The 25,451-nt window shown below is 49.9% G+C and carries 18 protein-coding genes; 15 read left to right on the top strand and 3 right to left on the bottom strand.

Annotated features, from left to right (window positions below; all coding sequences use genetic code 11):
• Window positions 1–31 precede the first annotated feature (31 nt).
• The 7 genes from bamA (at window position 32) to rnhB (ending at window position 7,598) form a co-directional block, all read left to right on the top strand.
• Window positions 32–2,365, top strand: a complete 2,334-nt coding sequence (gene bamA / locus NX720_RS25695; protein ID WP_262601668.1) for an outer membrane protein assembly factor BamA — start codon at window positions 32–34, stop codon at window positions 2,363–2,365.
• Window positions 2,366–2,711: 346 nt separating this feature from the next.
• Window positions 2,712–3,218 carry an OmpH family outer membrane protein gene (locus tag NX720_RS25690; RefSeq protein ID WP_262598459.1) on the top strand — a complete coding sequence of 169 codons (507 nt, stop codon included), beginning with the start codon at window positions 2,712–2,714 and terminating at the stop codon, window positions 3,216–3,218.
• A 4-nt stretch (window positions 3,219–3,222) separates the two neighbouring features.
• On the top strand, window positions 3,223–4,242 hold the full coding sequence (gene lpxD, locus NX720_RS25685; protein ID WP_262598458.1) for a UDP-3-O-(3-hydroxymyristoyl)glucosamine N-acyltransferase: 1,020 nt from the start codon (window positions 3,223–3,225) through the stop codon (window positions 4,240–4,242).
• Window positions 4,243–4,457: 215 nt separating this feature from the next.
• Window positions 4,458–4,898: a 3-hydroxyacyl-ACP dehydratase FabZ gene (gene fabZ / locus NX720_RS25680; RefSeq protein WP_262598457.1), complete on the top strand. Its 441-nt coding sequence runs from the start codon at window positions 4,458–4,460 to the stop codon at window positions 4,896–4,898.
• Between the two features lie 56 nt (window positions 4,899–4,954).
• The gene (lpxA, locus tag NX720_RS25675; protein WP_262601667.1) at window positions 4,955–5,743 is read left to right on the top strand and encodes an acyl-ACP--UDP-N-acetylglucosamine O-acyltransferase; all 789 of its coding nucleotides are present in this window, start codon (window positions 4,955–4,957) and stop codon (window positions 5,741–5,743) included.
• A 54-nt stretch (window positions 5,744–5,797) separates the two neighbouring features.
• Window positions 5,798–6,952, top strand: a complete 1,155-nt coding sequence (gene lpxB / locus NX720_RS25670; RefSeq protein WP_262598456.1) for a lipid-A-disaccharide synthase — start codon at window positions 5,798–5,800, stop codon at window positions 6,950–6,952.
• Window positions 6,942–7,598 (top strand): ribonuclease HII, encoded by a 657-nt coding sequence (gene rnhB, locus NX720_RS25665; protein WP_262598455.1) that lies wholly within the window; start codon window positions 6,942–6,944, stop codon window positions 7,596–7,598. Before lpxB ends, rnhB begins: the two co-directional genes overlap by 11 nt.
• Here the strand turns inward: rnhB and NX720_RS25660 are convergent.
• Window positions 7,595–8,554: a hypothetical protein gene (locus NX720_RS25660; protein ID WP_262598454.1), complete on the bottom strand. Its 960-nt coding sequence runs from the start codon at window positions 8,552–8,554 to the stop codon at window positions 7,595–7,597. The genes rnhB and NX720_RS25660 overlap by 4 nt on opposite strands.
• A 367-nt stretch (window positions 8,555–8,921) precedes the next feature.
• On the opposite strand from NX720_RS25660, the gene NX720_RS25655 reads away from it, so the two are divergent.
• The 8 genes from NX720_RS25655 (at window position 8,922) to kdsA (ending at window position 23,309) form a co-directional block, all read left to right on the top strand.
• The gene (locus NX720_RS25655) at window positions 8,922–9,839 is read left to right on the top strand and encodes a hypothetical protein (RefSeq protein ID WP_262598453.1); all 918 of its coding nucleotides are present in this window, start codon (window positions 8,922–8,924) and stop codon (window positions 9,837–9,839) included.
• Window positions 9,840–10,251: 412 nt separating this feature from the next.
• Window positions 10,252–13,761, top strand: coding sequence for a DNA polymerase III subunit alpha (dnaE, locus tag NX720_RS25650; protein ID WP_262598452.1), 3,510 nt, complete (start codon window positions 10,252–10,254; stop codon window positions 13,759–13,761).
• 106 nt (window positions 13,762–13,867) lie between these two features.
• Window positions 13,868–15,187, top strand: coding sequence for a protein kinase domain-containing protein (locus NX720_RS25645; protein WP_262598451.1), 1,320 nt, complete (start codon window positions 13,868–13,870; stop codon window positions 15,185–15,187).
• 164 nt (window positions 15,188–15,351) lie between these two features.
• Window positions 15,352–16,302 (top strand): acetyl-CoA carboxylase carboxyl transferase subunit alpha, encoded by a 951-nt coding sequence (accA, locus tag NX720_RS25640; protein ID WP_262598450.1) that lies wholly within the window; start codon window positions 15,352–15,354, stop codon window positions 16,300–16,302.
• Window positions 16,302–17,717, top strand: a complete 1,416-nt coding sequence (tilS, locus tag NX720_RS25635) for a tRNA lysidine(34) synthetase TilS (protein WP_262598449.1) — start codon at window positions 16,302–16,304, stop codon at window positions 17,715–17,717. The genes accA and tilS overlap by 1 nt, the downstream gene beginning before the upstream one ends.
• 121 nt (window positions 17,718–17,838) lie before the next feature.
• Window positions 17,839–19,464 (top strand): CTP synthase, encoded by a 1,626-nt coding sequence (locus NX720_RS25630; protein WP_262598448.1) that lies wholly within the window; start codon window positions 17,839–17,841, stop codon window positions 19,462–19,464.
• Window positions 19,465–19,563: 99 nt separating this feature from the next.
• The gene (locus NX720_RS25625) at window positions 19,564–22,314 is read left to right on the top strand and encodes a protein kinase family protein (RefSeq protein ID WP_262598447.1); all 2,751 of its coding nucleotides are present in this window, start codon (window positions 19,564–19,566) and stop codon (window positions 22,312–22,314) included.
• A gap of 143 nt (window positions 22,315–22,457) precedes the next feature.
• Window positions 22,458–23,309 (top strand): 3-deoxy-8-phosphooctulonate synthase, encoded by an 852-nt coding sequence (kdsA, locus tag NX720_RS25620; RefSeq protein WP_262598445.1) that lies wholly within the window; start codon window positions 22,458–22,460, stop codon window positions 23,307–23,309.
• A gap of 77 nt (window positions 23,310–23,386) precedes the next feature.
• Here kdsA and NX720_RS25615 read toward each other — a convergent pair whose 3' ends face one another.
• Together NX720_RS25615 and NX720_RS25610 are read right to left on the bottom strand one after the other, a co-directional pair.
• The gene (locus NX720_RS25615) at window positions 23,387–23,596 is read right to left on the bottom strand and encodes a type II toxin-antitoxin system Phd/YefM family antitoxin (protein ID WP_262598443.1); all 210 of its coding nucleotides are present in this window, start codon (window positions 23,594–23,596) and stop codon (window positions 23,387–23,389) included.
• 315 nt (window positions 23,597–23,911) lie between these two features.
• Entirely contained in the window at window positions 23,912–25,441 is a 1,530-nt protein-coding gene (locus NX720_RS25610) for an ArnT family glycosyltransferase (protein ID WP_262598442.1), read from the bottom strand.
• Between the last annotated feature and the right edge of the window lie 10 nt (window positions 25,442–25,451).

Below are 25,451 nucleotides of genomic sequence, written 5' to 3'. Positions count from 1 at the left end.
TAAAAACGAACACGGACAAAGAACGGATTCCATGAAGCGATCATTGTTGTCTTTGCTGATTGGCTCGATGGCCTATGCGTCAGGCGCCAACGCATTTGTTGTGTCTGATATTCGAATCGATGGCCTGCAAAGGGTATCAGCAGGTACGGTTTTTAATTCACTGCCTATTGAAGTGGGTGACGATGTATTGTCCCCGCAGGTTGCGGAAGCGGCCAGGTCGCTGTTCCGAACGGGGTATTTCAATGATATCCAGATGGGACGCGATGGTAATGTCCTGGTTGTCTCTGTGGTTGAGCGACCTTCCATCAGTCAAATCAAGATTGAAGGGAATAAGGCGATCAAAACCGAGGACCTGATGAAGGGGTTGAGTTCCTCGGGTCTTTCTGAGGGTGAGATTTTCCAGCAGGCCACGCTGGAAGCCATTCGTCTTGAGCTGGAGCGACAGTACGTTTCGCAGGGGCGCTATGGCGCCAGAATTTCCGCCGATGTTGAGGCTTTGCCCCGCAATCGTGTGAAGTTGACGATTAATGTCAAAGAAGGAAAGGTGGCAACCATCCGGCACATTAATGTCGTCGGTAACACGGTGTTCCCTCATGAAGAAGTACTGGACCTGTTTGAGCTGAAAGAGACCGGCATGTTCTCTTTCTTTGGTTCCAGTGACAAGTATTCCCGGGAGAAACTCTCTGGTGACCTGGAGCGCCTGCGCTCATATTATCTGGATCGCGGCTATATCAACTTCAATATCCGGTCTACACAGGTTTCTATCAGCCCTGACAAGCAAAGTGTATTTATTACCGTTAACATTGACGAGGGTGAAAAGTACACAATCAATGAAGTCAACCTGTCCGGCGACCTGATCATTGATGAAGAAGAAGCGCGTAATCTGGTGCTGGCCAAACCAGATCAGACATTCTCCCGTCGTATCATTACCACTACGGAAGAAATTCTCAGTCGTCGGTTGGGTAACGAAGGTTATACGTTTGCCAATGTGTCCGGCATTCCAACACCGAACCATGAAAATAAAACGGTAGACCTGACATTCTTTGTTGAGCCTGGTCGCCGTGCTTATGTTCGCCGAATTAACTTCTCCGGTAATACCAAAACTGAAGATGAAGTACTGCGCCGCGAGATGCGTCAGATGGAAGGTGCGTCTGCCAATACCGAGAATATTGAGCAGTCCAAAGTGCGACTGGAGCGTCTGGGCTTTTTCCGTCAGGTAGACGTAGAAACCCCGCCAGTGCCGGGGAGCAGCGACCAGATTGATGTGAACTATACCGTTGAAGAGCAGCCCTCGGGCAGTATTACTGCCAGCGTAGGTTACTCTCAGTCCGATGGTCTGTTGTTGGGTGGCTCTATCAGTCAGAGTAACTTCCTGGGTACTGGTAATAACGTGTCGATCGGTCTGAACAAGAGTGACGTGAGCCAGCTTTATAACTTCAGCTTTACCGATCCTTATTACACCGTGGATGGTGTCAGCCGTGGTTTTGGTTTGAACTACCGCAAATACGATTATAAGGATTCGGATATTTCCAGTTATGCCGCAGACACCTGGGGTGGTGATGTGCGATTCGGTTATCCGATTTCTGAGACAGAGTCGATCAACTTCAGTGCGGGCGTAGAAGGCACCAAGATTACAACCGGTAAAGATACACCGGACTATATTACTGAGTACCTCAAAAAAGAAGGTAAGCAGTTTACCAATGTGAAAGCCACACTGGGCTGGTCTGAGTCTGAGCTTAACCGGGGCTTGCTGCCAACAAGAGGTTACTCGCAGAGTGCCTCTTTGCAGGTAACGGTTCCCGGCTCGTCTGTCACTTTTTATAAGCTGAATTATCGTGCGCAGTACTTCCAGCCTCTGACTAAGAGCCTGACAGCACGCTTCGCGGGTCGTCTCGGTTATATCGCAGGTTATGGTGATACGAGTACTATTCCGTTTTTCGAGCATTACTACGGCGGCGGATTTGGCTCTGTTCGGGGTTACAAGGACAATACGCTTGGACCAAAAGCGAAAGAGAAAAATGGTAACAACTTTAACTCCATCGGTGGTGACTTCATTTTTGAGGGTACCGCAGAGATCCTGTTCCCACTGCCATTCGTAAAAGATCAGCGCTCGCTTAGAACCAGTCTGTTTCTCGACTTTGGTAATGTTTTCAACAGTAGTTGTGGCACCTCTAACGGCAAGGCAAATCCAGATATCGAGGACTGCTACAAGCCCTCTTTTGACCAGCTACGCTACAGTGCCGGTGTCGGCCTTACCTGGATAACCCCGTTGGGGCCGTTGACATTCAGTCTGGCCAAGGCGCTCAATCCGAAGGGTAAAGATGAAAAGCAGGTGTTCCAGTTCTCTCTTGGTGCACCGTTCTAATTGCTATTCGTTCTATTGGTTATAAATTGCGAAATTCAGGGGCTTAAATAGCCCCTGATTCGTTTCTGGACTATGATTCTGCCATGCCGCTGGGTGTGAAGTTTTTTGTCCTGAGACAGTTTTTTTATTATTTTTTCAATGAGTTGCAAATATCTGGTTGATAAATTGATGCGTTCTAGCATCTTTTCATTATAATAACGATTTGCCTTAATTCTGCTTATACTCAGAGCCTGACGGGAGTTTGCCTTAAACCGTTTTCAGGCATTAGAGTGTCGGTCGCCTCAGGCAATACCTGAACATTGGTCAGGCAATAAGTACATATATTATTTCAGGAATTATCAGGAGAATGAGTTTGAAACAGATTGGGTTTGCACTATTGGCTCTGGTTATGCTGGTACCGGCCGTTGAAGCTGCACAGAAAATAGCGGTTATTGATTCGGAGTTGGCTGTACTGGAGTCTGATGCATCCAAGCGTTACGCAAAAGAGTCGGAAAAGAAGTTTGCACCTCGCATTAAGCTGATTCAGTCACTGCAGGAAGAGTTGCAGAAAATGGAGGCGGACCTCGAGAAAAACGCCCCGACCCTGTCCAAGGCTCAGGTTGAAGCTAAACAGCTGGAAATGCGCCGTAAGTATGAAGATCTGCAGATGCAGGACCGTCAGCTGCGCATGGATAAAAATCAGGCGGATCAGCAGGAGCTAGGCAAACTCAGACCAAAGCTGGAGAAGGCGGTCGAGGCCGTTTCGAAAGAACAGAATTACGACATGGTTATCGAGCGTGGCGCTGTTCGTTATGTTAAACCTGATTTCGACATTACCCGTCAGGTCATTGAACGCCTGAACAAGATGAAGTAAGTCGATGAAACAGTCTTATTCCTACACCCTGGGTGAACTGGCTGACAGACTTGGAGCCAGTTTAAAGGGTGAAGTCAGCAAAGTGGTTACGGGTCTGAACACACTGCAGGAAGCAGGTGAGTCTGAGCTGACTTTTCTGGCTAATCCGGCGTATGCCCGCTATCTGGAAACCAGCCGGGCTGCGGCCGTTATTTTGTCACCAGCCTCGGCAGAAGCTTATGCTGGTAATGCGCTGGTTCTGGATAATCCATACCTTGGCTATGCGCAGGCATCCCACCTGTTTGCAACCGATAATGGTCTGCCCGTGGGTATTGCTGAGTCCGCCGTTGTCAGTCCCGATGCGCAGGTGCATGAGACGGCGGCCATTGGCGAAAACGCGGTGATTGAAACCTGTGCAGTGATTGAAGCCGGCGTTCGTATCGATGCCGGGGCTGTGATAGGTCACGACTCCGTCATCAGCAAAGATGCCCATATCGGTCGTAATGTTACGGTGTGTCATGGCGTGTTTATCGGACAACGAACCATTATTCACGCTAATGCCGTTATCGGGGCGGACGGTTTTGGTAATGCCCGCACTGATGATCAATGGCATAAAATTGCCCAGATAGGTGGTGTGATCATTGGTGATGATGTCGAGATCGGCTCTTGCACCTGTATTGACAGAGGGGCTCTGGGAGATACGGTGATCAAAAGCGGTGCCCGATTGGATAACCTGATCCAGATAGCCCACAATGTGGTGATTGGTGAGAATACAGCGATTGCGGCCAATGTTGGCATCTCAGGCAGTACCGTTATTGGTAAAAACTGTACCATAGCGGGTGCTGCCGGCCTGGCTGGACACATAACCATTGCCGATAATGTGCATCTTGGTGGTATGGCGATGGTAACCAAGTCGGTGACCCAATCCGGTGCTTACGCTTCGGGTACGGGACTGATGGAAGTGGGAGAGTGGCGACGCAATGCAGTCAGATTTCGCAAGCTGGACGATATGGCCAGGCGAATCAGGTTGCTTGAAAAACGCTAACCACTGCCAGGGTTTAATGGTTCGAATGAACCGTGATTTTTACAGAGAGGCTGGAATTTCCAGCCTCTCTGTGTAAGTAGATGACTAATTGTCCTGAACGTTGGTTTATTACCTTGAGTGACAATCCATTATTTCGTTCATGGCCGCTTAGTTATTTACTGTATACGCGCTTTGCTGTGTGACCTTTTTCAATTTAACAGTTGAGTCGACATTACATGATCTCGATCGAGGAAATCAGGAAAATATTACCCCACCGCTACCCCTTTCTGCTGGTTGACCGGGTGCTGGACGTCGATCTTGAAAAAAATGTGATTGAGTGTATCAAAAACATTTCAGTCAATGAGCCGCAGTTCAACGGTCATTTTCCAGAACATCCGATTATGCCCGGAGTGCTGTTGATCGAATCGATGGCTCAGGCTGCCGGTATACTCGGTCATCAGATGCGTGCCAAAGATGTCGATGACCACAAGATTTATTATTTTGCTGGTGCCGATAAAGTGCGCTTTCGCCAGCCTGTGGTTCCCGGTGACCAGGTCAGGCTGAGGGCTGAATTTATAGCAATGAAACGTGAGATCTGGAAATTTTCCTGTGCCGCCTCGGTTGATGGTAAGATTGTCTGCTCTGCTGATGTAACCTGTGCAAGAAAGGAACTTTAGTCTTGGCTGATTCCCATTCCAGCGACCTTTCCCGTTGTGCTACTGCCGATGATCAGCTGGCAGTACACCCTACAGCTGTAGTTCACCCTGCAGCGATTGTTGATCCGACTGCCCGCATTGGTGCAGGCGTAAAAATTGGCCCCTGGACTCTGATCGGCCCCGGTGTAGAAATTGGTGAAGGAACGATTGTTCACTCCAATGTTGTTGTCAAGGGGCCTACCCGGATTGGCCGTAATAACCAGATTTTTCAGTTTTCCAGTGTCGGTGAGGACTGCCAGGATAAAAAGTTTGCCGGTGAACCGACGCGTCTGGAGATCGGTGATAATAACGTTATCCGTGAAGGTTGTACCATTCATCGTGGTACTGTTCAGGATAAGAGTCTGACTCGTATTGGCAGCAATAACCTGCTGATGGCCTATGTGCATGTTGCCCATGACTGTGTGCTGGGCGATAACATTATCATGGCTAATAATGCGACACTGGCGGGCCATGTAAAAGTCAGTGATGGTGTTATTCTCGGTGGTTTTACTACGGTTCATCAGTTTTGTCATATTAGTGCCTACAGCATGAGTGCTGCCCAGGCCGCGATTTTTAAAGATGTACCTGCTTTTGTTATGGTCGGTGGCAACCCTGCCAAACCCCATGGAATGAACTTTGAAGGGATGCGTCGTCGTGGCTATAGCCCCGAGCTGATCCGCACACTGCGTAACAGTTATAAAGTGATTTACCGTCAGGGGCTGCGAACCGCCGAAGCCGTTGACCGCCTCGAATCCATGCCTGCCAGCCATGAAGTGCAGCTTCTGGTTGATTCACTGAAAGCCTCTACCCGTGGCATTATCCGATAGCTACTGTGGATAGCTACTGTGGATAGTTACTGTGCAGTTAGAAAAGGATAGCGAATGTCAAAACCTCTGACTTTTGCCATGGTGGCGGGTGAAGCGTCAGGTGACCTTCTGGGTGCCGCTCTGGTTCGGGAAATTAAACGCCATCACCCGGATGCTCGTTGTTACGGTATAGGCGGCCCCGGTATGATAGCCGAAGGTTTCGAAACTCTGTTCCCTATGGAACGGCTCTCGGTCATGGGGTTGGTCGAAGTGCTCGGGCGTTTACGAGAGCTGCTGGGTATTCGCAAACAGTTGCGGGAAACCTTTCTGCAGGATCGTCCGGACGTCTTTATTGGTATTGATGCACCGGACTTTAACCTGGCGCTTGAGCGTAACCTGAAAAGTAATGGCATTCCTACGGTGCATTACGTCAGCCCGCAGGTCTGGGCCTGGCGTGAAGGGCGGTTGAAAAAAATACGTCGATCTGTTGATCACATGCTTTGCCTGCTGCCATTTGAGGCGGAGTATTATCAGGGGCATGATGTGCCAGTCACTTTTGTTGGGCATCCCCTGGCCGATCAGGTGGCGATGGAGCCTGATCAGGCTCTGGCCCGTCAATCATTGAATCTTGCCAGCGAAGGACCGGTGATGGGCATTTTGCCGGGCAGTCGTAAAGCCGAAGTCGCTCGTCTGGCAGAGTTGTTTCTGGATACTGCCCGTCAGATTCGCCAAAAGATTCCATCCATTCGATTTTTGATACCGGCTGCGAACGAGCGTCGAAAGCAGCAGCTTTTGCCGATACTGGAAGGTTATTCTGAGCTGGATATTGTACTCACTGAAGGGCGTGCCTCAGAGGTGATGGCGGCTTCAGACGCAATTCTGATTGCTTCGGGTACCGCTTCACTGGAAGCCGCACTGCACAAGCGACCCATGGTGATCAGTTATCGTATGGCAAAGCTGAGCTTTGCGATTTTAAGGCGGTTGGTGAAAGTGAAGCATGTTGGACTGCCCAACCTGTTAAGCGACAAACCGATGGTGCCCGAACTGTTGCAGGATGAGGCGACGGTGGAAAATCTTACGAATGCCATGCTGAAGGCGTTGCGGGATGAGCCCTGGCGTCAGGAGGTGACCGGTAATTTCGCCGATATTCATCGAACCCTGAAGCGAGATGCCAGTGTTTTGGCCTGGCAAGCCATTCAGTCTGTGATTGGGAAATACGATGTCAGGTAATAAAGAGTCAGTTAGTGAAAATTGTCAGGTTGAGCTGGATCTGTTTGCGCAGCCTGAGGTCGCGGGACAGTTGGTTTGCGGCGTTGATGAAGTGGGACGGGGGCCGTTATGCGGACCCGTTGTTACGGCGGCGGTCATCCTTGATCCTGCCCGACCTATTAAGGGGCTGAATGACTCCAAGAAGCTGTCTGAGAAAAAGCGCGATGCCCTGTTTGATGAAATCAGGGAGAAGGCGTTAGCCTGGTGCATTGCCAGGGCGGATGTAGAAGAAATTGATGAGCTTAATATCCTTCATGCCACCATGCTGGCGATGCAAAGAGCCGTTGCTGGCCTGAGCGTCGAGCCTGATCTGGCGTTGATTGATGGTAACCGTTGTCCGTCGCTTCCCTGCCGTGCGGAAGCCATCATCAAGGGTGATGGCAAAGTGCCGGAAATTGGAGCAGCTTCCATCCTTGCCAAGGTGGCAAGGGATCGCGAGATGGCGGAAATGGAAACGCAGTATCCCGGCTATGGGATTGGCGGGCATAAAGGCTATCCCACGAAAGTGCACATGGAAGCACTGAAAAAACTGGGAGCAACGCCTATACATCGTCGTTCGTTTAAGCCGGTCAGGGAGGTGATTCATAAGGCTGATGTCAGTGGTTAACCTCCGATACGCCTCATGAGTAAAGCCAGTAATATTGTCTCAACAATTGAAGACATGTATTTATTCCGGCGTTGTGAGCTGACTTCATAACTTCCGGCAAAAGCAAGACCCGGTTGATAGCCGTATGATTCAAGAGAGTTCAGATTATTATATCCGGCAGGTAAAAATTCTCCCAGGGCAATTTCTGTTAAAGAAGTGGCCTGGTTTGAGCGTTGAATGTCACTGTTACTTTGTTTTTGCAGGCAGTCAGAATTCTGTGTCGAATCCCGATTTTCTTGTGTGATGAAACGGCTGCAATGAAAGGGGCGCATAGCCTGCCTGAAGCTGGAGCCGTACTGTTTGCTCCACGAACCATCAGGAGCGTCCTTTGTAACCTGGCCAAGCAGATAAAGAACGGTTTCAAGGATAATCCGTCTTTTGTACGTATTTGATGGTGCATCTTCGAACAGGTTTATGGATTGATAGCTGGGCATTTGCTGTACGTACGAACCCAGAGAGGAAAAGGACTCTTCCGCCACCGCAATAAAACCTTCAATTGGAATGGGTGACTCTGAGGACAAATGTTTCAGCTCGGACAGGTCTGGCAGCTTGTGACCTGTGATGTCAGGCAGGTCGCGACAATTCTCTGTATCTGTAATGGTTGACTTCTGACGATCCTTATCTTCTGGATTTAGCCGGATGTCATTGGGCTGATCCTGATCCAAGACAATTTTCTGGTTTACTTGAAAGGCCCAGGATGTGTAAGCGCATTTGGCTCTGCTGATAAACCAGTGGTCACTGAAGTCATTTGAATCTTTTTCTACCAGGGCATCAATAAACACTGATATTCCCGGAAGTACATTTTTTGTGATGGCGTTGTAGACCGGAGTAAGATTATCGCTAGTTTCCTGATTTGCGCCGATTCCGGGGCAAGACAGGGCAGTTAAGAGGGTGCAGCCAAAAATTAAATTTTTCATAAATGTTTCGCAAGGTGAGTGTGTAAGTATTCAGACTTGTTTGAAGTAAAATTATTTCTCCAGCTGCTTATAATAGTTTTGAATAGCCCGTCCGGAGCAGATTTTCAGGTAAATATTCAAAAGCCGGTACATGAAGCGGAAAAACCTGAATTTGTTGTCTAACCTTCAATGCCATGATTTCTTTGCCTCCTGAAGGTTGCGATTACCCTACATGATCTGGGCACGTTTTTTTATATGCTTTGCCCTACTGTTCCTGTTTACCTGTTCGCTGCTTTTTGCTGCCACTGACGGTGTTGTCTCCTTCGATCCCGAGCCCGGATCACTGATCATTATCTACGGCGACAAGGATTATCCGGAGCAGGAGTCCGTGCAAGAACCGATCAGGAAGAATCAGGAAAATAAACGACGACTGTTGAAAATACTCCGAAAAAAAATGCAACAGGACATAGCTCGGGGCTATGGTGATGTGACCCGGATTCGTGATAACAGAATCATGCTGATTGAGGCAGACCTTGAACACCTGGCTGATTTAGATGCTGAAGCACTGGCACAACAATTTCGGGTGATGTTTTCAGCTGGTCTTGCAAGCCAGAATGATGACAGGCAGGTGCCCAATGAAGGCGAAGAAAATCACAGGCAACCCGAAACCCCTTCATCTCCGTCCGCAGGCAGGCAAGAAAGGTCAAATCGATGCGACTGCGCAAACGAAGCCCCTCAGGGTATGAAGAGTATGAATGACTGGTCCGACGACGAAGGTGAAGAACCGCCATACAATGATGGACATACATACAGCGTTACCATCGACTGCCCACTCTGCTTCGGAGGACCTTGCGAGCAGGCTTTAATTGAAGCAGCCTGGGGTGGGACTTTAAAAGAGTTGTTATATATTTTAAAAACTGGGGTTAATGCAAACGCATATGATACGGATAAAAGTGTTAATCATGTTTTATCTTACACTAATACGCTCCCTCGAGTTGTTGCTCTGCTGAGTTATGGTGCAAACCCTGAAGATTCATACAACAGAGAGTACAATTATGCCATGTCTAAAGATAGATGGTTTCACTTGGTCATTTATTATTTTTGGAGTAAATTTAAAAAAAATAATCAGCCCAGCCCTCCTGCCAACATCCAGGAACTTAATAACATTGTATGTTCTTTACCGATATTAGAAATTAACAGTCTAACCAGATTTCTTGAAAATGAGACAGTTTTAGAAGTTATAAAAGATCCACAGGAAAAATACCCAACTAATGTAAGATCCTTTTTTAAATTTTTGCGCGATTAAGAAAAACAGAGAAAAAGAACAGCTAAATGCCGTATCATCCGGTTGGAAAACACTCTGACAGAGCTGTTTAGCTGGTCTTAACTATCAAGTTTTTTTGAAGCCGGAGGATAAGCAACAAAGCTTCTATTCTGGATTGACTTATCGCAGGCTGATGAATGGAAGGGCTGGGGGAGAGATTTCATATTGGCCGGGTTCATTTTTCACTCCTTGAGAATATTCCATAACCACACTGGCTATATCTGACAAAATCATCAAAGACAAGTTCAAATTTGTATTGAGTCCACGTACTTTGAGCAGCCTGATGACGAGACTCTGTTTTGCCGGTTTGGCTTCTTCGCATTTTTACAGGGCTGGAGAAGACTCTGGCAGAGCTGTTAAACTGGTGCTTTAAGGTTTTTGGTTTCCTATCCCCATGTCCGCACGTTTTATACACCTGAGATTACATACTGAATTTTCCCTGAGTGATGGATTGGTCCGGGTCAAGCCCTTGATTAAGGCGGCTTCGGAGGCGGGCTTTCCTGCCATAGCCGTTACGGACCAGTCGAATTTGTGCTCGCTGGTGAAGTTTTACAGCGGTGCCCAGGGGGCGGGGCTTAAACCCGTCAGTGGCGCAGACCTGTGGGTTTCTCACGGTGATCCGGAGCTGGAACCGGTTCGGATGGTGTTGCTGTCCATGAATGAAAAAGGCTATCGCAACCTGACTGAGCTGATCTCACAGTCCTATCTTGAGAATCAGGTGCATGGCAGAGCCATCGTCAGGCGTGAGTGGGTCAGGGAGAAGTCCGAGGGCCTGATTGCGCTGTCTGGTGCTAAAGACGGTGATGTGGGACAGGCGATTGTCAACGGTAACCAGCCTCTGGCGGAACAGCTGGCTAAGGAATGGATGGAAGCGTTTCCTGATCGTTACTACCTGGAACTGCAACGAACCAATCGTACTGGCGACGAAGAGTGTGTGCATGGTTCAGTAGCGTTGGCAGAAAAGCTGGGCTGTCCGGTAGTAGCGACCAATGATGTTATGTTCCTGACCCGCGAAGAGTTTGAGGCCCATGAGTCCAGGGTCTGCATTGGCGAGAGCATGACGCTGGACGATCCACGTCGTATAAAGCGCTACAGTGAGGAGCAATATCTCAAATCAGAAGCCGAGATGGTTGAGCTGTTCTCGGACATTCCTGAGGCCATTGAGAATACCGTTGAAATTGCCCGACGCTGTTCCGTTTATGTGCATCTGGGTGAATACTTCCTGCCGGAATTTCCGGTGCCGGAAGGCATGACCATGGATGAGTACTTTCGTAAGTTTTCCCACGACGGCCTGACCGAACGGCTGAAATTTATTTTGCAGCCGGACGATCCGGAGTACGCTGAAAAAGAAAAAATTTACCGGGATCGTCTTGATTTTGAGCTGGATATTATCTTGCAGATGGGTTTTCCCGGCTACTTCCTGATCGTTATGGACTTTATTCAGTGGTCCAAGAATAACGGTATTCCGGTAGGTCCCGGCCGGGGCTCCGGTGCCGGTTCGCTGGTGGCTTATGCCCAGAAAATTACCGATCTCGACCCGATTCAGTACGATCTGCTGTTCGAACGATTCCTGAACCCGGAACGGGTTTCCATGCCCGACTTTGACGTCGATTTCTGTATGGACGGACGGGACAAGGTGATTGATTACGTTGCTCAAACCTATGGGCGCAATGCGGTCTCCCAGATCATTACCTTTGGTACCATGGCGGCCAAGGCGGTGGTGCGAGACGTGGCCAGGGTTCAGGGCAAGTCTTTTGGCCTTGCTGATAAACTGTCCAAGCTGATCCCCTTTGAAGTCGGTATGACCCTGAATAAAGCCTACGAGCAGGAAGGGATGCTGCGTGACTTTCTGGAAGGCGATGAGCAGGCCCGGGAAATCTGGGAGATGGCGCTTAAGCTGGAGGGTGTTACCCGAAACGTGGGTAAGCACGCTGGTGGCGTGGTGATTGCCCCGACAAAACTCACTGACTTTGCACCCTTGTATTGTGATGAACACGGTCAGGGGGTGGTGACTCAGTTCGATAAGAACGATGTAGAGTCAGCGGGGCTGGTCAAATTCGACTTCCTGGGGCTGCGAACCCTGACCATCATCGACTGGGCGTTGAAAATGATTAACCCCCGTCGTCAACAACGGGGTGAAGACCCACTGGATATTATGCAGATCGATCTGGAAGACAAGACTTCCTACGATATGCTCAAGCGCGCTGAAACCACGGCGGTATTCCAGCTCGAATCCCGTGGTATGAAAGACCTGATTAAACGACTTCTGCCGGACTGTTTCGAAGATATTATCGCACTGGTGGCGCTGTTCCGACCGGGGCCTTTGCAGTCGGGCATGGTGGATAACTTCATTAATCGTAAGCACGGTCGTGAAGAACTGTCGTTCCCGGATGCCCAGTATCAGCACGAATGGCTGCGACCGATCCTGCATCCCACCTACGGCATTATCCTGTATCAGGAGCAGGTGATGCAGATCGCCCAGGTGCTGGCCGGTTATACCCTGGGTGGCGCGGATATGCTGCGTCGGGCAATGGGTAAGAAAAAACCGGAAGAGATGGCCAAGCAGCGTTCCATCTTCGAGGAAGGGGCGATCAAACAGGGTGTTGATGGCGAGCTGGCCATGAAAATCTTCGACCTGGTGGAAAAATTCGCGGGTTATGGTTTTAACAAGTCCCACTCTGCTGCCTATGCACTGGTTTCCTATCAAACCTTGTGGCTGAAAGCCCATTACCCGGCAGAGTTTATGGCGGCGGTCATGAGTTCCGATATGCAGACCACCGATAAGGTCGTGACCTTTATTGAAGAGTGTCGTGATATGGGGCTGACGGTCTTGCCGCCGAATGTGAATAGTGGTGAGTATATGTTTGGCGTTAACGACGACGGGCATATCGTTTATGGATTAGGTGCGATTAAGGGCGTTGGTGAAGGCCCGATTGAAGCCATTGTTGAAGCCCGGCAGAAAGGCGGTGACTTTAAAGACCTGTTTGATTTCTGTGCGCGCGCTGACGCTAAACGTATTAACAAGCGTGTGCTGGAGGCGTTGATTCGTTCTGGTGCGCTGGATCTGGTTGGGCCAAAGCCCGGGACGAAAAAGGCACTGAATTTTAATCGCGCTGTGCTGGAAGCCAGTCAGGCAGAGGCGATTAAAGCGGCAGATCAGGCGGCAAAGAGTTTCGATTCCGGCCACGGCGATCTGTTTGGAGCACTGGTGCCCGCCGGGGAGGAGAATGTCTACGACGGTTATCAGTCAGTCTCTGAATGGACCGATAAATTTCGCCTCAGTGGTGAAAAGGATACCCTTGGGCTGTACCTGACCGGCCACCCCATTGATGAGTATGAACAGGAAATTAAGCACTTTATCCGTAACCGGATAAAAGACCTCCAGCCAGCCCGGGGGGATACCCAGAATATCGCCGGGCTGGTGGTTGCCATGCGGGTTATGAAGAACAAGCGTGGCGACAAAATGTGCTTTATCACGCTGGATGATCGTACCGGTCGCATAGAGGTGTCTATTTTTGCCGATGTCTTTGAGCAGTTTCATGAATTGCTCAAAATGGATGCAGTGATCGTTGTCGAAGGCGAAGTGACTCACGATGATTATTCCGGCAGCCTGAAGGTGAGAACAAAGAAAATACTGAATATTGTTGAGGCTCGCAGCCACTACGCCCGGCAGATTGTTTTGAAGCTGGGTACTGAACAGATCGATCGGGGTTTTAATCAGCGCCTTTCCGGTCTGTTACAGCAGCATCCGGGGCGCTTGCCGGTGCAGCTGGACTATAGTCGTGATGATGCGTCTGCCAGTCTGGTTCTGGGCGAAAAATGGAATGTTAGCCCAAGCGATGATCTGGTGATTAACCTTCGGCAGTGGCTGGGGAAAGACGCCGCAAAAATCGAATATCGTTAGGCAAAATTTTGCCAGATAGCCGACCTGACTCTGCGGTTGTGAACTCTTTGCTTATTCCAGACTCTAAGCAATTGATTCAAAGTTGTTATTTTGCTGGAGTTTTTAGATGGATGTTTCAAGACAGGGAGTGTTGCCTGAGGCAGGGGGTCAGGCAGGTGCTTCAAGTGATGGTAAATCGTCAGATGCTGCTGGGAGCAGAGCTTCATTAGCAGGGAAAACGGTGCATATTCATGCACCGAATATTGCTGGTTTGATGGTTAGTCGGGGGGCGTTTGAGTCCAGGCTGGTTGATTCGACTGCAGGTTCTCGCTCAGTTAAGAGCAAAGATGCTGAAGTATCGACCAGCAATATGCCTGAAGCAAAAGTGGCTGATGCTGGAGGTACGGCAGCGAAAGTGCCTGAGCCGTTAGTTTTAAAGAATTATCAAAGCAATACCCATGCGCTGAAGTCGTTAACTGGTTTGACCTTAGGAGAAGAATTGGGCGAAGGAACCTGGGGCAGGGTTAATAGAGCATGGAAGCCTGATGATAAAGATCTGGCAGTAAAGATTAATTCAGCAAGCGATAAAAACCACCCCTGCTTACAGGCCAATCCAAATAAATACGATGTCGCTGCCCTGTGTCTGCCAGACCATCCGCATGTAATGAAAAACCACTCAGTACTGGTTGGCTCAAGGCAACTCAAGGACTCTTACGGGATCATCACTCACCCGGATCAGCTGCCTCCAGAGGCTATGAAGTCTCTTTATATAGCGGCGGTTGTTTCAGAATTTGCCAATGGGAAGAGTCTGGGTGAAATCATAAAGAAGTATACCGTAGAGCGTGAGCACTTGATTGTTATTGCGCGACAGTTGGCAGGAGCGCTTGCTCATATGCATAAACATGGCTTCGCCCATCGGGATGTCAGTACCCGCAATGTTCTCTATCATCCGGAATATGGACTAAAGCTGATTGATATGGGGAGTGTGATAAAAACGACTGGAAGGGCTGTGTCTTATGTTGGCACCACTCAGCTCCTTGCTATTGATGGCTTTGATCCCTCAGGAGGCAATAAATGTATTGGTTTTGACTATGATACGAAAGCACTGGATAGCTGGGAGCTGGGTTGTGTGTTGTTTTATTGTCTGACTGGCCAACATGTAAACTTTTATCAGCCTTCTGTTGATGGCTTTAAGTTTACTGACAATCAGCAGCTTTCTTCAGGTCGTGTCACGGAATTTGCCCATAAAACCGACTCCCAGAAAGAAGCAATTATTCGGAAATACCTGAAGTCCGGATTATGGCAGTCAGGTATAGACTCGGAATTTCTGAATATTGTTACTGGACTTTTGAAAGGGAATCCTGCTGAGCGACTTTCTGTTGAAGAGGCTAAAAAACAACTGGATAATTTACCGGACAACAGAGAAACCGTGTCTAAAGTTGTCTGATGGCTGGTTTACTTTGTACCGACATTATTCGGAGTAAAAAGCCTGAGCTTACGAAGAATTACGCTTTTTAACTCGACTTTTCAGTGTTGTTTACGTATTTTTTGCAGTAGTTGGTATTGGCGATAAACGCCTGTTGCCATGACAGCCTGCAATAAGTGGATTTCATGAACCCGAATTATCTGGAATTTGAACAGCCAATCGCTGAACTGGAAGCGAAAATCGAAGAGCTGCGCCTGGTCAGCAGTGATGCGGAGCTGAATATTACCGAAGAAATCAGCAATCTGCAGGAAAAGTGTAACACTCTGACCCGGCAGATTTTTTCTGACCTGTCATCCTGGCAGGTAGCTCAGCTGGCGCGTCACCCCCGCCGCCCTTATACGCTGGATTATGTTAAGCACCTGTTTACCGAGTTTGATGAGCTACACGGTGACCGGCACTTTGCTGACGATCCGTCTATTGTCGGTGGAATGGCTCGTTTTAATGGTCGTCCAGTGATGGTGATTGGTCATCAGAAGGGCAGGGAAATTGAAGAAAAGGTTCGCCGTAATTTCGGTATGCCCAAACCGGAAGGTTATCGCAAAGCCTGCCGTCTGATGGAAATGGCAGAGCGGTTTAATATGCCGATCCTGACCTTTATTGATACACCCGGCGCCTATCCGGGCATCGGTGCCGAAGAGCGTGGTCAGAGTGAGGCCATTGCCTATAATCTGGCGGTGATGTCCCGCCTGAAGGTGCCGGTTATTTCTACCGTGATCGGAGAAGGTGGCTCCGGTGGAGCGCTGGCCATCGGCGTCTGTGACTCATTGGTAATGATGGGGTATTCCACCTATTCCGTTATCTCGCCTGAAGGTTGTGCCTCGATTCTCTGGAAAAAGGCCGAATATGCCTCTGTGGCCGCAGAAGCCATGGGCGTTACCGCAGAGCGCCTGCAAGAGCTGGGCCTGGTGGATCATCTGGTGCCAGAGCCCCTGGGTGGCGCGCATCGCAGTCAGGATGTCGCGGCAGCCAGACTGGGTGAGGTGCTGGGTACTGAGCTGGATCGCCTGTGCAAGCTGGATATCGACACCTTGCTGGACCAGCGTTACCAGCGCCTCAGGGATTACGGTTCTGTTTGATGTCCCTGTCTTCTGAATCATCGTTAAAGACACTGTCATCCCTGGGTGAAAGTGTCTTTTCTGTTTTAAAGCACTATACCAAACGCCCTGACTCGACGCCTTTCGTGGTGGCACTGAGCGGTGGTGTGGATTCAACCGTTTTACTCCATGTTCTGGTACAGCTACGCGATGCCGGTCTGATTGCTTCTTTATCAGCCATACATGTGCACCATGGGCTGAGTACTAATGCAAACAGCTGGGCAGAGCACTGCCAGAACCTGTGTCAGCAATGGCAGGTTCCTCTTGATGTCCGGCGTATTGATGTCAATGAAGCGCTGGGTGATGGCATCGAACAGGCGGCTCGCTCTATGCGCTATCAGGTGTTTGAGCAACTGCTGCCAGAGCAGGGTTGCCTGTTACAGGGGCATCATCAGGACGATCAGGCCGAGACACTGCTGTTCAGGCTGTTTCGTGGTTCCGGACTGGACGGTCTCGCAGGGATTCCTGTGCAGCGGCCTCTGGGGAAAAGCGGGCAGCTGATCAGACCCTTGTTATACGTGTCCAGAGCCGCTATTGAAGCCTATGCCAGAGATCATCAACTCCACCATATTGAAGATGAATCAAACGCTGACCAGCGATTTGCCCGTAACTACTTGCGCCAGAGTCTGATTCCGCAAATTGAACAGCGTTGGCCGGGGGCGTCAGAACGTCTGGCGGTATTGTCCGGGGAAGTGCTGGAGAGTCAACAATGGTTGCGTCAGGCGGTGGAAGAAGCGGCTGATTCCGTGCTGGTGGCCGCTCCGGATTACTGGAGCGCCGGACAGGTTGTTCATATTGAATCGTTGCTGAAGCTTTCCCAGCCGATGGCGTTGCGGGTGGTACGTTACTGGCTGAAACAGAAAGACTTGTTAATGCCGGACCGGGCAGTGCTGAACACCCTGTTCGATGAGGTCATTCACAGCCGGGAAGATGCAGAGCCCGTATTGCAGCTGGGCGACCATGAGGTTCGACGCTTTGATGGTCTGCTGGTGCTGGTGCCGGTGCTGAAGCCTTTTAGTGAACAGGTTATCAGCTGGGACTGTGAGACTCAGTCAGAGCTGCCTGTACCCGCCTCAGGTCGGCTGACTCTGGAAGAAGGCACTGCCAGGCAGTTAAAAAAGGTGTCGGTCTGTTTTCGCCATAACCTGCCAGATTCGACAAAAGTGCGGGTGGCGGGGCGGAAGGGCAGTAAGTCTGTTAAGCGCTGGTTGCAGGAATACAAGGTTCCGCCCTGGCTGCGTGAGCGGGTGCCGTTCCTTTTTTACAATGGGCAGATGTTGTGTGCTGCCGGGGTCTGGGTATGCGACCTGCTGCAAGATAAGGAGGGAGAACCGTTAGACAGTATTGGCATAGAGGTAAGGGCTGGGTGGCGGTTTGATCCGTATCAGTCTCAGTAATGACCGAATTTTGAGCTAAAAAACGACATTCCTGTTTTACGTATTACGACACTTTTGGTATCCTGATCTCCCATCTTGAGTATTCTTTTTTTCCCGCTTTTTTAAGAGTCTGCATAAACTAATGACGCGTTATATTTTCGTCACAGGTGGTGTTGTTTCCTCACTGGGTAAAGGCATCGCCTCCGCATCTCTGGCCGCCATTCTTGAGGCTAGAGGCCTGAAGGTGACGATGCTCAAGCTGGATCCTTACATCAATGTCGATCCCGGCACGATGAGCCCGTTCCAGCACGGTGAAGTATTCGTTACTGAAGATGGCGCTGAAACCGACCTGGACCTGGGTCACTACGAGCGCTTTGTTCGTACCACCATGAAACAGGGTAATAACTTCACCACAGGTCGTATCTATCAGGACGTTCTGCGTAAGGAGCGTCGTGGTGACTATCTGGGCGGAACCGTTCAGGTGATTCCGCACATTACCGATGAGATCAAGCGCCGGGTCGTTCAGGGTGCCGGCGATGCCGATATCGCCATGGTCGAGGTTGGTGGTACGGTGGGTGATATCGAATCCCAGCCGTTCCTGGAAGCGATCCGTCAGCTGAAGGTTGAACTGGGCTCCCAACGTGCCATGCTGATGCACCTGACCCTGGTGCCTTATATCAAGACTGCCGGTGAAACCAAGACCAAGCCGACGCAGCACTCGGTAAAAGAGCTGCGCTCTATCGGCCTTCAGCCTGATATTCTGGTCTGCCGCAGCGAACAGTTTATTGAAGCGTCTGCCCGCCGCAAGATCTCCCTGTTCACCAACGTGGAAGAACGTGCGGTTATCTCTCTGGAAGATGCTGAAACCATCTACCGCATCCCGGAAATGCTGCATGAGCAGGGTCTGGATCAGATCGTGGTTGACCAGTTCCGTCTGGACTGTCCGGCTGCTGACCTGTCCGAGTGGCAGGATGTGGTGGATCGTGACCTCAATCATGAACATGAAGTCACCATTGCCATGGTCGGCAAATACATGGAACTGCTGGACGCCTACAAGTCCCTGATTGAAGCAATTCGTCATGCCGGCCTGAAAACCCGCACCAAGGTCAATATCCGCTATATTGATTCCGAAGTGCTGGAGCAGGAAGGTCTGAGCCGCCTCGAAGGTGTTAGCGCGATTCTGGTACCGGGTGGCTTTGGTCATCGTGGTGTTGAAGGTAAGATCGAAGCCGTTCGTCATGCCCGTGAGAACAATATCCCGTTCCTGGGTATTTGTCTGGGTATGCAGGTGGCTGTGATTGAATACGCCCGTAACGTAGCAGGCCTGAAAGGTGCGAACAGTACCGAGTTTGACAGCAAGGCTGAACACCCAGTGGTGGGTCTGATCACCGAATGGCTGGACGCTGAAGGTCAGGTTGAGACTCGTACTGAACAGTCTGACCTGGGCGGTACCATGCGTCTGGGTGCCCAGGACTGTAACCTGACGGCGGGAACTCACGCCCATGCCGCTTATGGTGCTGATTGTATCACCGAGCGTCATCGCCACCGCTATGAGGTGAACAACCACTACGTAGGCCAGCTGGAGAAAGCGGGCCTGGTGATTGCTGGTCGCTCTATTGATAATTCACTGGTTGAAATGGTTGAAGCGCCAAACCATCCATGGTTTGTTGCCTGTCAGTTCCACCCGGAGTTCACTTCCACGCCGCGCTACGGTCATGGTCTGTTTACTGCCTTTATCGACGCTGCATTAAAGCATCAGAATCAGTAAAGCCTGAGTCAATAACAGGTCAGTCCTGATACGCTTCAGGTCATTGAGGCTGGTAAATGATCTATATTTACCAGCCTCAATGAAAGCTGCGTAATAAATATGATCAAGAAATGGCTTAGTTGTTGCCTGAACGGACTGGTTCTTTCCGGAGTCTTTTTTTTGCTGCTCTCGCCGGATGGTCATGCGGGCTATCTTGGCAAAGAAGAAAATGATCCTGAGCAACTGCTGTGCATCCTTCCTGTTAACGGTGGCATTAATAAAGTCAGCGTTACGCTCTTTTTTAGTGCCCCGTTTTACATTGTTTCATCCGTTAACCTGTTATCGGGAAGGTCAGGGGATGGCTATTCCGTCAGCCGCCCGGGGACAGGGCAAGCGGGCTCTTATATACGAATTATGTTTCCTGAGATTCCAGTTCCTGTCTGCCTGGCCATTATCGGATTGCGCGGCGATAGGGAGGGTTCTCTAAAGTTTAATGCTGCCAACAGCTACTTTCGTGCAGGAGATGCCGTCGTACGACTTACTGAAAACTCAGGCCTTTATTCCTTTAAAGAGGGTGCGCCGGGTCTGGGTTTATTGCATGCCAGTAATACAGCCAGACCAGCTGCGACTTCCTATCTTTTCGCACGTCCTTCCGGGAGTAGTCGACCAGTGTTGTATTCACTGGCAAGTCAATCGATGATTGAGCATATGAGTGAGTATCTGGACGGACTGTCTCTGCCCCGGCAAATACTTCTGGCTGAGCTTAATGCTCGATATACTGGTCATGTGTCAGGTGTTGGAGAGCTTTTGTTCAGGTATCTGTGGTTTTCAGAGGGTATAAGTCATGAAGTCATGAAGTCTTTAATGTTGCTTCTGGGTTCGAGCAGGCGGCTGCAAAATGTAGCAATCTCTGAAGACCCGATGAATGTGCTGCGTTCAGTTCTTCATGACAATAATATGGGCATCAGTAGTTCCCGCAGGCTGAGAGTTTCTATATGGAATGAGCTACTGCCTCATCTTGGTCAGGTTTCACAGCAAGGGGCTAACCAGCTACTCAGTTTATTATCTTCGAGCACCCTTGAGGATGCAGTTCGCGGAATACAGGAATGTGAAAGCAGTCAGACTGAGGATCAGGACGAGGAAATTCTAATTCATCTCGAACGGTATTTTGCTAGCCAATGGGATTATCAGGATCCCGTCAGTGGTAGAAAATACCGTTACTCGTCCCGGAGCTTGTTGGGTGAAGGCGGGGAGGGGAAGGTTTTTCATGTGATAGACGACCAGAATCATGAATGGGCGCTGAAGACGCTGGATATTCTGGGTGGTGGTTCTTTTTATCAAAAAACACCAGCCCGACTGGAAGCCGCTCTCAAAAAAAATAAATTAAACAGCAGCTATATTGTAAAGCCTGAACGTTCATGGACAGATGGCCGAACCCTGTTTGAGGTGTTTGAGTTATATCCTGATGGTGATCTTGACCATGTTCTGAATCAGCGTTTTGGCGATGTTCAGGAAAATCTTCAGGATATTATTTCTCAGGTCGTGTTTTCTGTTGCTGTGCTTCATGCTAATGGTGTCGTCCATCGTGATATCAAGCCGGGCAATTTTTTGATGAAAAACGAGCGTGTCAGCCTTAGTGACCTGGGGTTCGTCCGGGAGATTAATAACCCTGACGAGATGGTTATGTCGATGCTGGGTACGCCTGCCTTGTTCGGCGGACACACCAGTGATGCTTTTTTGAGGTTTGGAAATTACAGCCCACTCATTATGGACTACGAGACACTGGCGATGACCTTGTTTACCCTCTGTACAGGGCATTACTTTCTGGATGGAATGATGAGTCCGGCGACTCAGCTGAATGATCAGGTTGGATATCGCAGAGCTATTTTTAATGCCCTCTCGCTGGGAGAGGGTCATCCTCCGTACCTTATCAAGTCGAGGCTAAAAAAGCTCTGGGAGGAAAGCTACATAACAACTAAGCGGAAAGTAATGGATATTCCTGAGCCAGTATTAACGTTTATATCTGAGCTGCTTGCTATCACTCCGTCCCAGCCGAAAGACTTTTTCACCCTGATCAATATGATGCGCGAACACGATTATTTTGCGCCCTTTCTGGCAGCGGATCCTGAGGCTCAGGCTTTGATACGCAGCTTTAAAATAAAAAATGATCAGGATTATACGGCAATAAGGCAACAATTCAGAGCGGATATGGAGGTTCACTGGGTCGCACCGGATGGTAACTGTCTTCCCGCTGCCATTGCCGAAGCCATAAACCATGCGATCCCAGACCGTCAGGAAAACCAGTTCAGCATTCGAAGAATGCTGGTTGGTTTATTCCGCTCTCTGACAGATTTTATTCAACAGGTGCTAAGTCACCCTGACCGGTTTGAACTGTCTGCCGTTGAGGCAACTAACCTGCACGACGTACTCCGGATTGAGCTGGCCAGTCTGACCGGAATTGATGTTGGGCAAATGGATAACCTGCCTGATGACGGCAGTACTGACCAGAGCGGATGGCTTGAGCCGTCTCTGCTGGTGCTGCTGCCGTTGATAGGGGTCAATGTTAATTTGTATGCGCCCCACCACGGAGAGGGGCTCGCTGCTCCTATGCTCACCTATAACCAGCAGTCGTGGGATGCGGCTCCGCTGCTGAGCTTCTACTTACGGGAACCCTTGGGGCGGGAGCTTATACCGCAACCTGCGGAAACCCACACCATTACGCTGATTCAGAATGGAGCCCATGGGGCGTCTTCGGGAGCGGGTCATTATTATTACGCCACTGAGTCAGCCGGGGCTGATCGAGTCGCCCAGGGGAATTGTCCCCGGAATAATTGCTCCCGGGATGAAGTGTGCCGTTCTGAGGCTTACTGACAGGCCTCTCTGGTTTTTTGGTAACGCCAGCATTAGAATGCCGCCGAACCTGTGTTTCACACGGCAGTATGCCTGTTACCGGGAGCCTGTCGGACAGGTTCCCGGAAAGGTTTGCAGAACGGTTGTAGAGAAAAGGAAAGTATATGGAACAGAAAATCATCAGCGTTGGCGACCTGCAGGTGGCTAACGACAAGCCCTTTGTTCTGTTTGGTGGTATGAATGTGCTGGAGTCCCGTGACCTGGCCATGACCATAGCCGAGCATTATGTAAAGGTGACCGAAAAGCTGGGTATTCCCTATATCTTCAAAGCGTCTTTTGACAAAGCAAACCGATCTTCTGTCCATTCCTATCGTGGGCCGGGTATGGAAGAAGGCCTGAAAATCTTTCAGGAGCTGAAAGAGACCTTTGGACTGCCCATCATTACCGACGTGCATACAGAAGATCAGTGCCAGCCGGTGGCAGAAGTGGTCGATGTGATTCAGCTGCCTGCTTTTCTGGCGCGCCAGACGGATTTGGTGGTGGCGATGGCGAAAACCGGTGCGGTGATTAATGTTAAAAAGCCTCAGTTTATGAGCCCGGGACAGATGGGCAATATTGCCGAGAAGTTCGCTGAAGCGGGTAATGAAAAGGTGATCCTGTGCGAGCGTGGCTCCTGCTTTGGTTACGACAACCTGGTGGTGGATATGCTGGGCTTTCGCACCATGAAAGAGGTCAGTAAGGGGCTGCCGGTGATTTTTGACGCTACTCATGCACTGCAATGTCGTGATCCTATGGGGGCAGCGTCGGGTGGTCGTCGCTATCAGGTGACTGAGCTGTCTCTGGCGGGCATGGCAACACGCCTGGCCGGTCTGTTTATTGAAGCGCACCCTGATCCGGATAACGCCCGTTGCGACGGACCTTCAGCCCTGCGCCTGTCACAGCTGGAAGGCTTCCTGACTCAGATTAAGGCGATTGACGATACGGTGAAGTCTTTCCCTGAGCTGGATACTCATTAATCGTCGTTTAATAGTGGAAACGGCAGGCAGCGATCGCCAGCGGCCTGTCCGTTGCCTGATAGATGAGTCGGTGTGTATCACTCATCGATCAACCCTTTTTCCTCGGTCTGTCCTGCCTTAATCTGGGCGATGGATTCATTGATGTGGCGGATGTTATTGGGCGACGACATCAGGTGCAGGTTTTCCATCAGGTTGTTGTAGCTTTCAAGGGACATGACCACGGCATCATCACCGTCCCTGCGGTGGATAATGGTGTGCCGGGCTTCAGAGTAAGAGATTACATTCATTTTATGTACTCCTGTACAAATAATTGTTCAACTTATTGAACAAATTTAGTGGTATTTGTCGCGCTTTCAACTAGGGGGCGCAGCATTCAATAACTTACCGGGCTGTTGGCTGTTGGCTATTAGCTGCTCATACAGCCAACCGCCAAAAGCCAACAGCGGTATATTATGTTCTGCTGCTTCCCTAAGGCAGTCGGTTTTACAGCGCTAGGCAGGCGTCTGACAATCAGCCTCAAATAGCTTGAATAACTGCTTGAGGCTGATCAAGAGAGAGGGTATCGACAAGTCTGCTTTAACAGGCTTTTCAGTTGAGAAGTCTCAGGAAGTCTCGCTGTCTCCAGTTTCTTTAAATTCAGAAAGCCTCCAAAGCTGCCTTTTACTGGTTTCAGCGACCAGATCCAGCTGGCCAGTCAGGCTCTCTTGTAAATAGCGTTGATCACCTGGGCGTGCGACCAGATAAAGGCTGCCGGTTTCCTTGTTAATATGGGAAACCAGTTCATTGACCGACTCTACTTCTACCGCCTGACCTCTGGAATAAAATTGTCCTGAAAATGGACGACTGCCCCAGAACACCAGTCCGGTTCGGCTACTGTCAAGCTGTTCCTGATACGCCTCAACAAGGCTTTTTGCTGAGTTCCTGGTGTCGGAGTTCATAGCGATTGTGATAATAACCATGACCACCGGCATTAAAACACCCGGCCAGGCCAACCATTGATTGCCTTGGTTGCGTCTTTTTTTCGCAGGCGATACGCTCTCAGCAAAAGCAAACTCACGAATATAATCGGCAATCAGCAATACCAGGGCGGGGGTTGCGGGTAAAATGTAGGTCCAGATAATATTTCCGGCCAGCGTAAAGAAAATCATCGGGGTTAGCATCCAGCACCAGAGGAGCAGACGCCACTGTTGAGTCCGCGCCTGTTCAGGGCATGCCGGGTTATCCTGCTTGCCAGCCTCTGACTGGCGATGCTTTCTGGCCTTCCACCAGACCAGAGGAAGAACGATATTCCAGGGCAAGGCAGCGTAAAGCCATTTCAGCCAGATGAAACCTTTGGGGTGAACATGGGCAGTTCCATACAGGTCACCCTGCCAGCCACTCACCAAAAACCGCTGAAAGTGCTCACCAACAATAAAATAATTCAGGAATCCGGGGGTGGCCTGTTCAGCCAGTAGATACCATGGCAGTGCTATCGCTAACATGAGCAGAGTGCCGGACACCCAGGGCAGTCGCTTCCACAGTTGTAAAATTCTCCACTCCGGCAGGCACCACAGGAATACGGGCAGTCCGGTGAGTATCAGGATAATCGGCCCCTTGGCCAGCAAGCCAATGCCCAGTCCTACAAAAAACAGGTAACCCCACCGGTTTCGTTTCTGGTCTGGGTTGCTATCGGTCAGTTGCCAGGCTTGCCAGAATGAACCCAGCGTCAGTGTGATAGCCAGCAACAAGGCGGTATCGGTCATGATGGCTCCAATACTGATGCAAAAGACAACTGTCGTTGCCAATATGCCTGCGGCAAGATTTGCCGTATTTTTATTCCCCTGCTGTCGTCCAAATAACCAGACCAGAGCCAATATCATCAAACCGGTAAGAAAGTGCGGCAGGCGTCCGGCAAATTCAGAGACGCCTAACCACTTAAAGCCAATGGCGCTCATCCAGGTGTGCAGGGGTGGTTTGCCCCAAAAGGGAATGTTGTAATCAAACTGAGGGGTAATCCAGTTACTGGTTTCCATCATGATTCGGGCAATTTCACCATACCTGGCTTCAGTCGTATCCATTAACGGGAAAAGTCCCAGGCTGGCAAAGCGCACTGATAATGCTGCCAGCCCAAAAATAACAATAAGTCGAACCATTGGTGATGGT

It is taken from the genome of Endozoicomonas euniceicola, from assembly GCF_025562755.1.
GTDB classification, from domain to species: domain Bacteria; phylum Pseudomonadota; class Gammaproteobacteria; order Pseudomonadales; family Endozoicomonadaceae; genus Endozoicomonas_A; species Endozoicomonas_A euniceicola.
Note: the sequence above shows the minus strand (reverse complement) of the source record. Positions and strands in the feature narration are given on the sequence as shown.

Excerpts from the sequence above, each read along its gene's own strand:
- accA (WP_262598450.1), top strand. The coding sequence starts at position 15,352 with ATGAACCCGAATTATCTGGAATTTGAACAGCCAATCGCTGAACTGGAA.
- NX720_RS25645 (WP_262598451.1), top strand. The coding sequence starts at position 13,868 with ATGGATGTTTCAAGACAGGGAGTGTTGCCTGAGGCAGGGGGTCAGGCA.
- rnhB (WP_262598455.1), top strand. The coding sequence starts at position 6,942 with ATGTCAGGTAATAAAGAGTCAGTTAGTGAAAATTGTCAGGTTGAGCTG.
- NX720_RS25615 (WP_262598443.1), bottom strand. The coding sequence starts at position 23,596 with ATGAATGTAATCTCTTACTCTGAAGCCCGGCACACCATTATCCACCGC.
- kdsA (WP_262598445.1), top strand. The coding sequence starts at position 22,458 with ATGGAACAGAAAATCATCAGCGTTGGCGACCTGCAGGTGGCTAACGAC.
- NX720_RS25610 (WP_262598442.1), bottom strand. The coding sequence starts at position 25,441 with ATGGTTCGACTTATTGTTATTTTTGGGCTGGCAGCATTATCAGTGCGC.
- NX720_RS25625 (WP_262598447.1), top strand. The coding sequence starts at position 19,564 with ATGATCAAGAAATGGCTTAGTTGTTGCCTGAACGGACTGGTTCTTTCC.
- NX720_RS25690 (WP_262598459.1), top strand. The coding sequence starts at position 2,712 with ATGAGTTTGAAACAGATTGGGTTTGCACTATTGGCTCTGGTTATGCTG.
- fabZ (WP_262598457.1), top strand. The coding sequence starts at position 4,458 with ATGATCTCGATCGAGGAAATCAGGAAAATATTACCCCACCGCTACCCC.
- NX720_RS25630 (WP_262598448.1), top strand. The coding sequence starts at position 17,839 with ATGACGCGTTATATTTTCGTCACAGGTGGTGTTGTTTCCTCACTGGGT.
- lpxB (WP_262598456.1), top strand. The coding sequence starts at position 5,798 with ATGTCAAAACCTCTGACTTTTGCCATGGTGGCGGGTGAAGCGTCAGGT.
- dnaE (WP_262598452.1), top strand. The coding sequence starts at position 10,252 with ATGTCCGCACGTTTTATACACCTGAGATTACATACTGAATTTTCCCTG.
- lpxD (WP_262598458.1), top strand. The coding sequence starts at position 3,223 with ATGAAACAGTCTTATTCCTACACCCTGGGTGAACTGGCTGACAGACTT.
- tilS (WP_262598449.1), top strand. The coding sequence starts at position 16,302 with ATGTCCCTGTCTTCTGAATCATCGTTAAAGACACTGTCATCCCTGGGT.
- bamA (WP_262601668.1), top strand. The coding sequence starts at position 32 with ATGAAGCGATCATTGTTGTCTTTGCTGATTGGCTCGATGGCCTATGCG.
- NX720_RS25660 (WP_262598454.1), bottom strand. The coding sequence starts at position 8,554 with ATGAAAAATTTAATTTTTGGCTGCACCCTCTTAACTGCCCTGTCTTGC.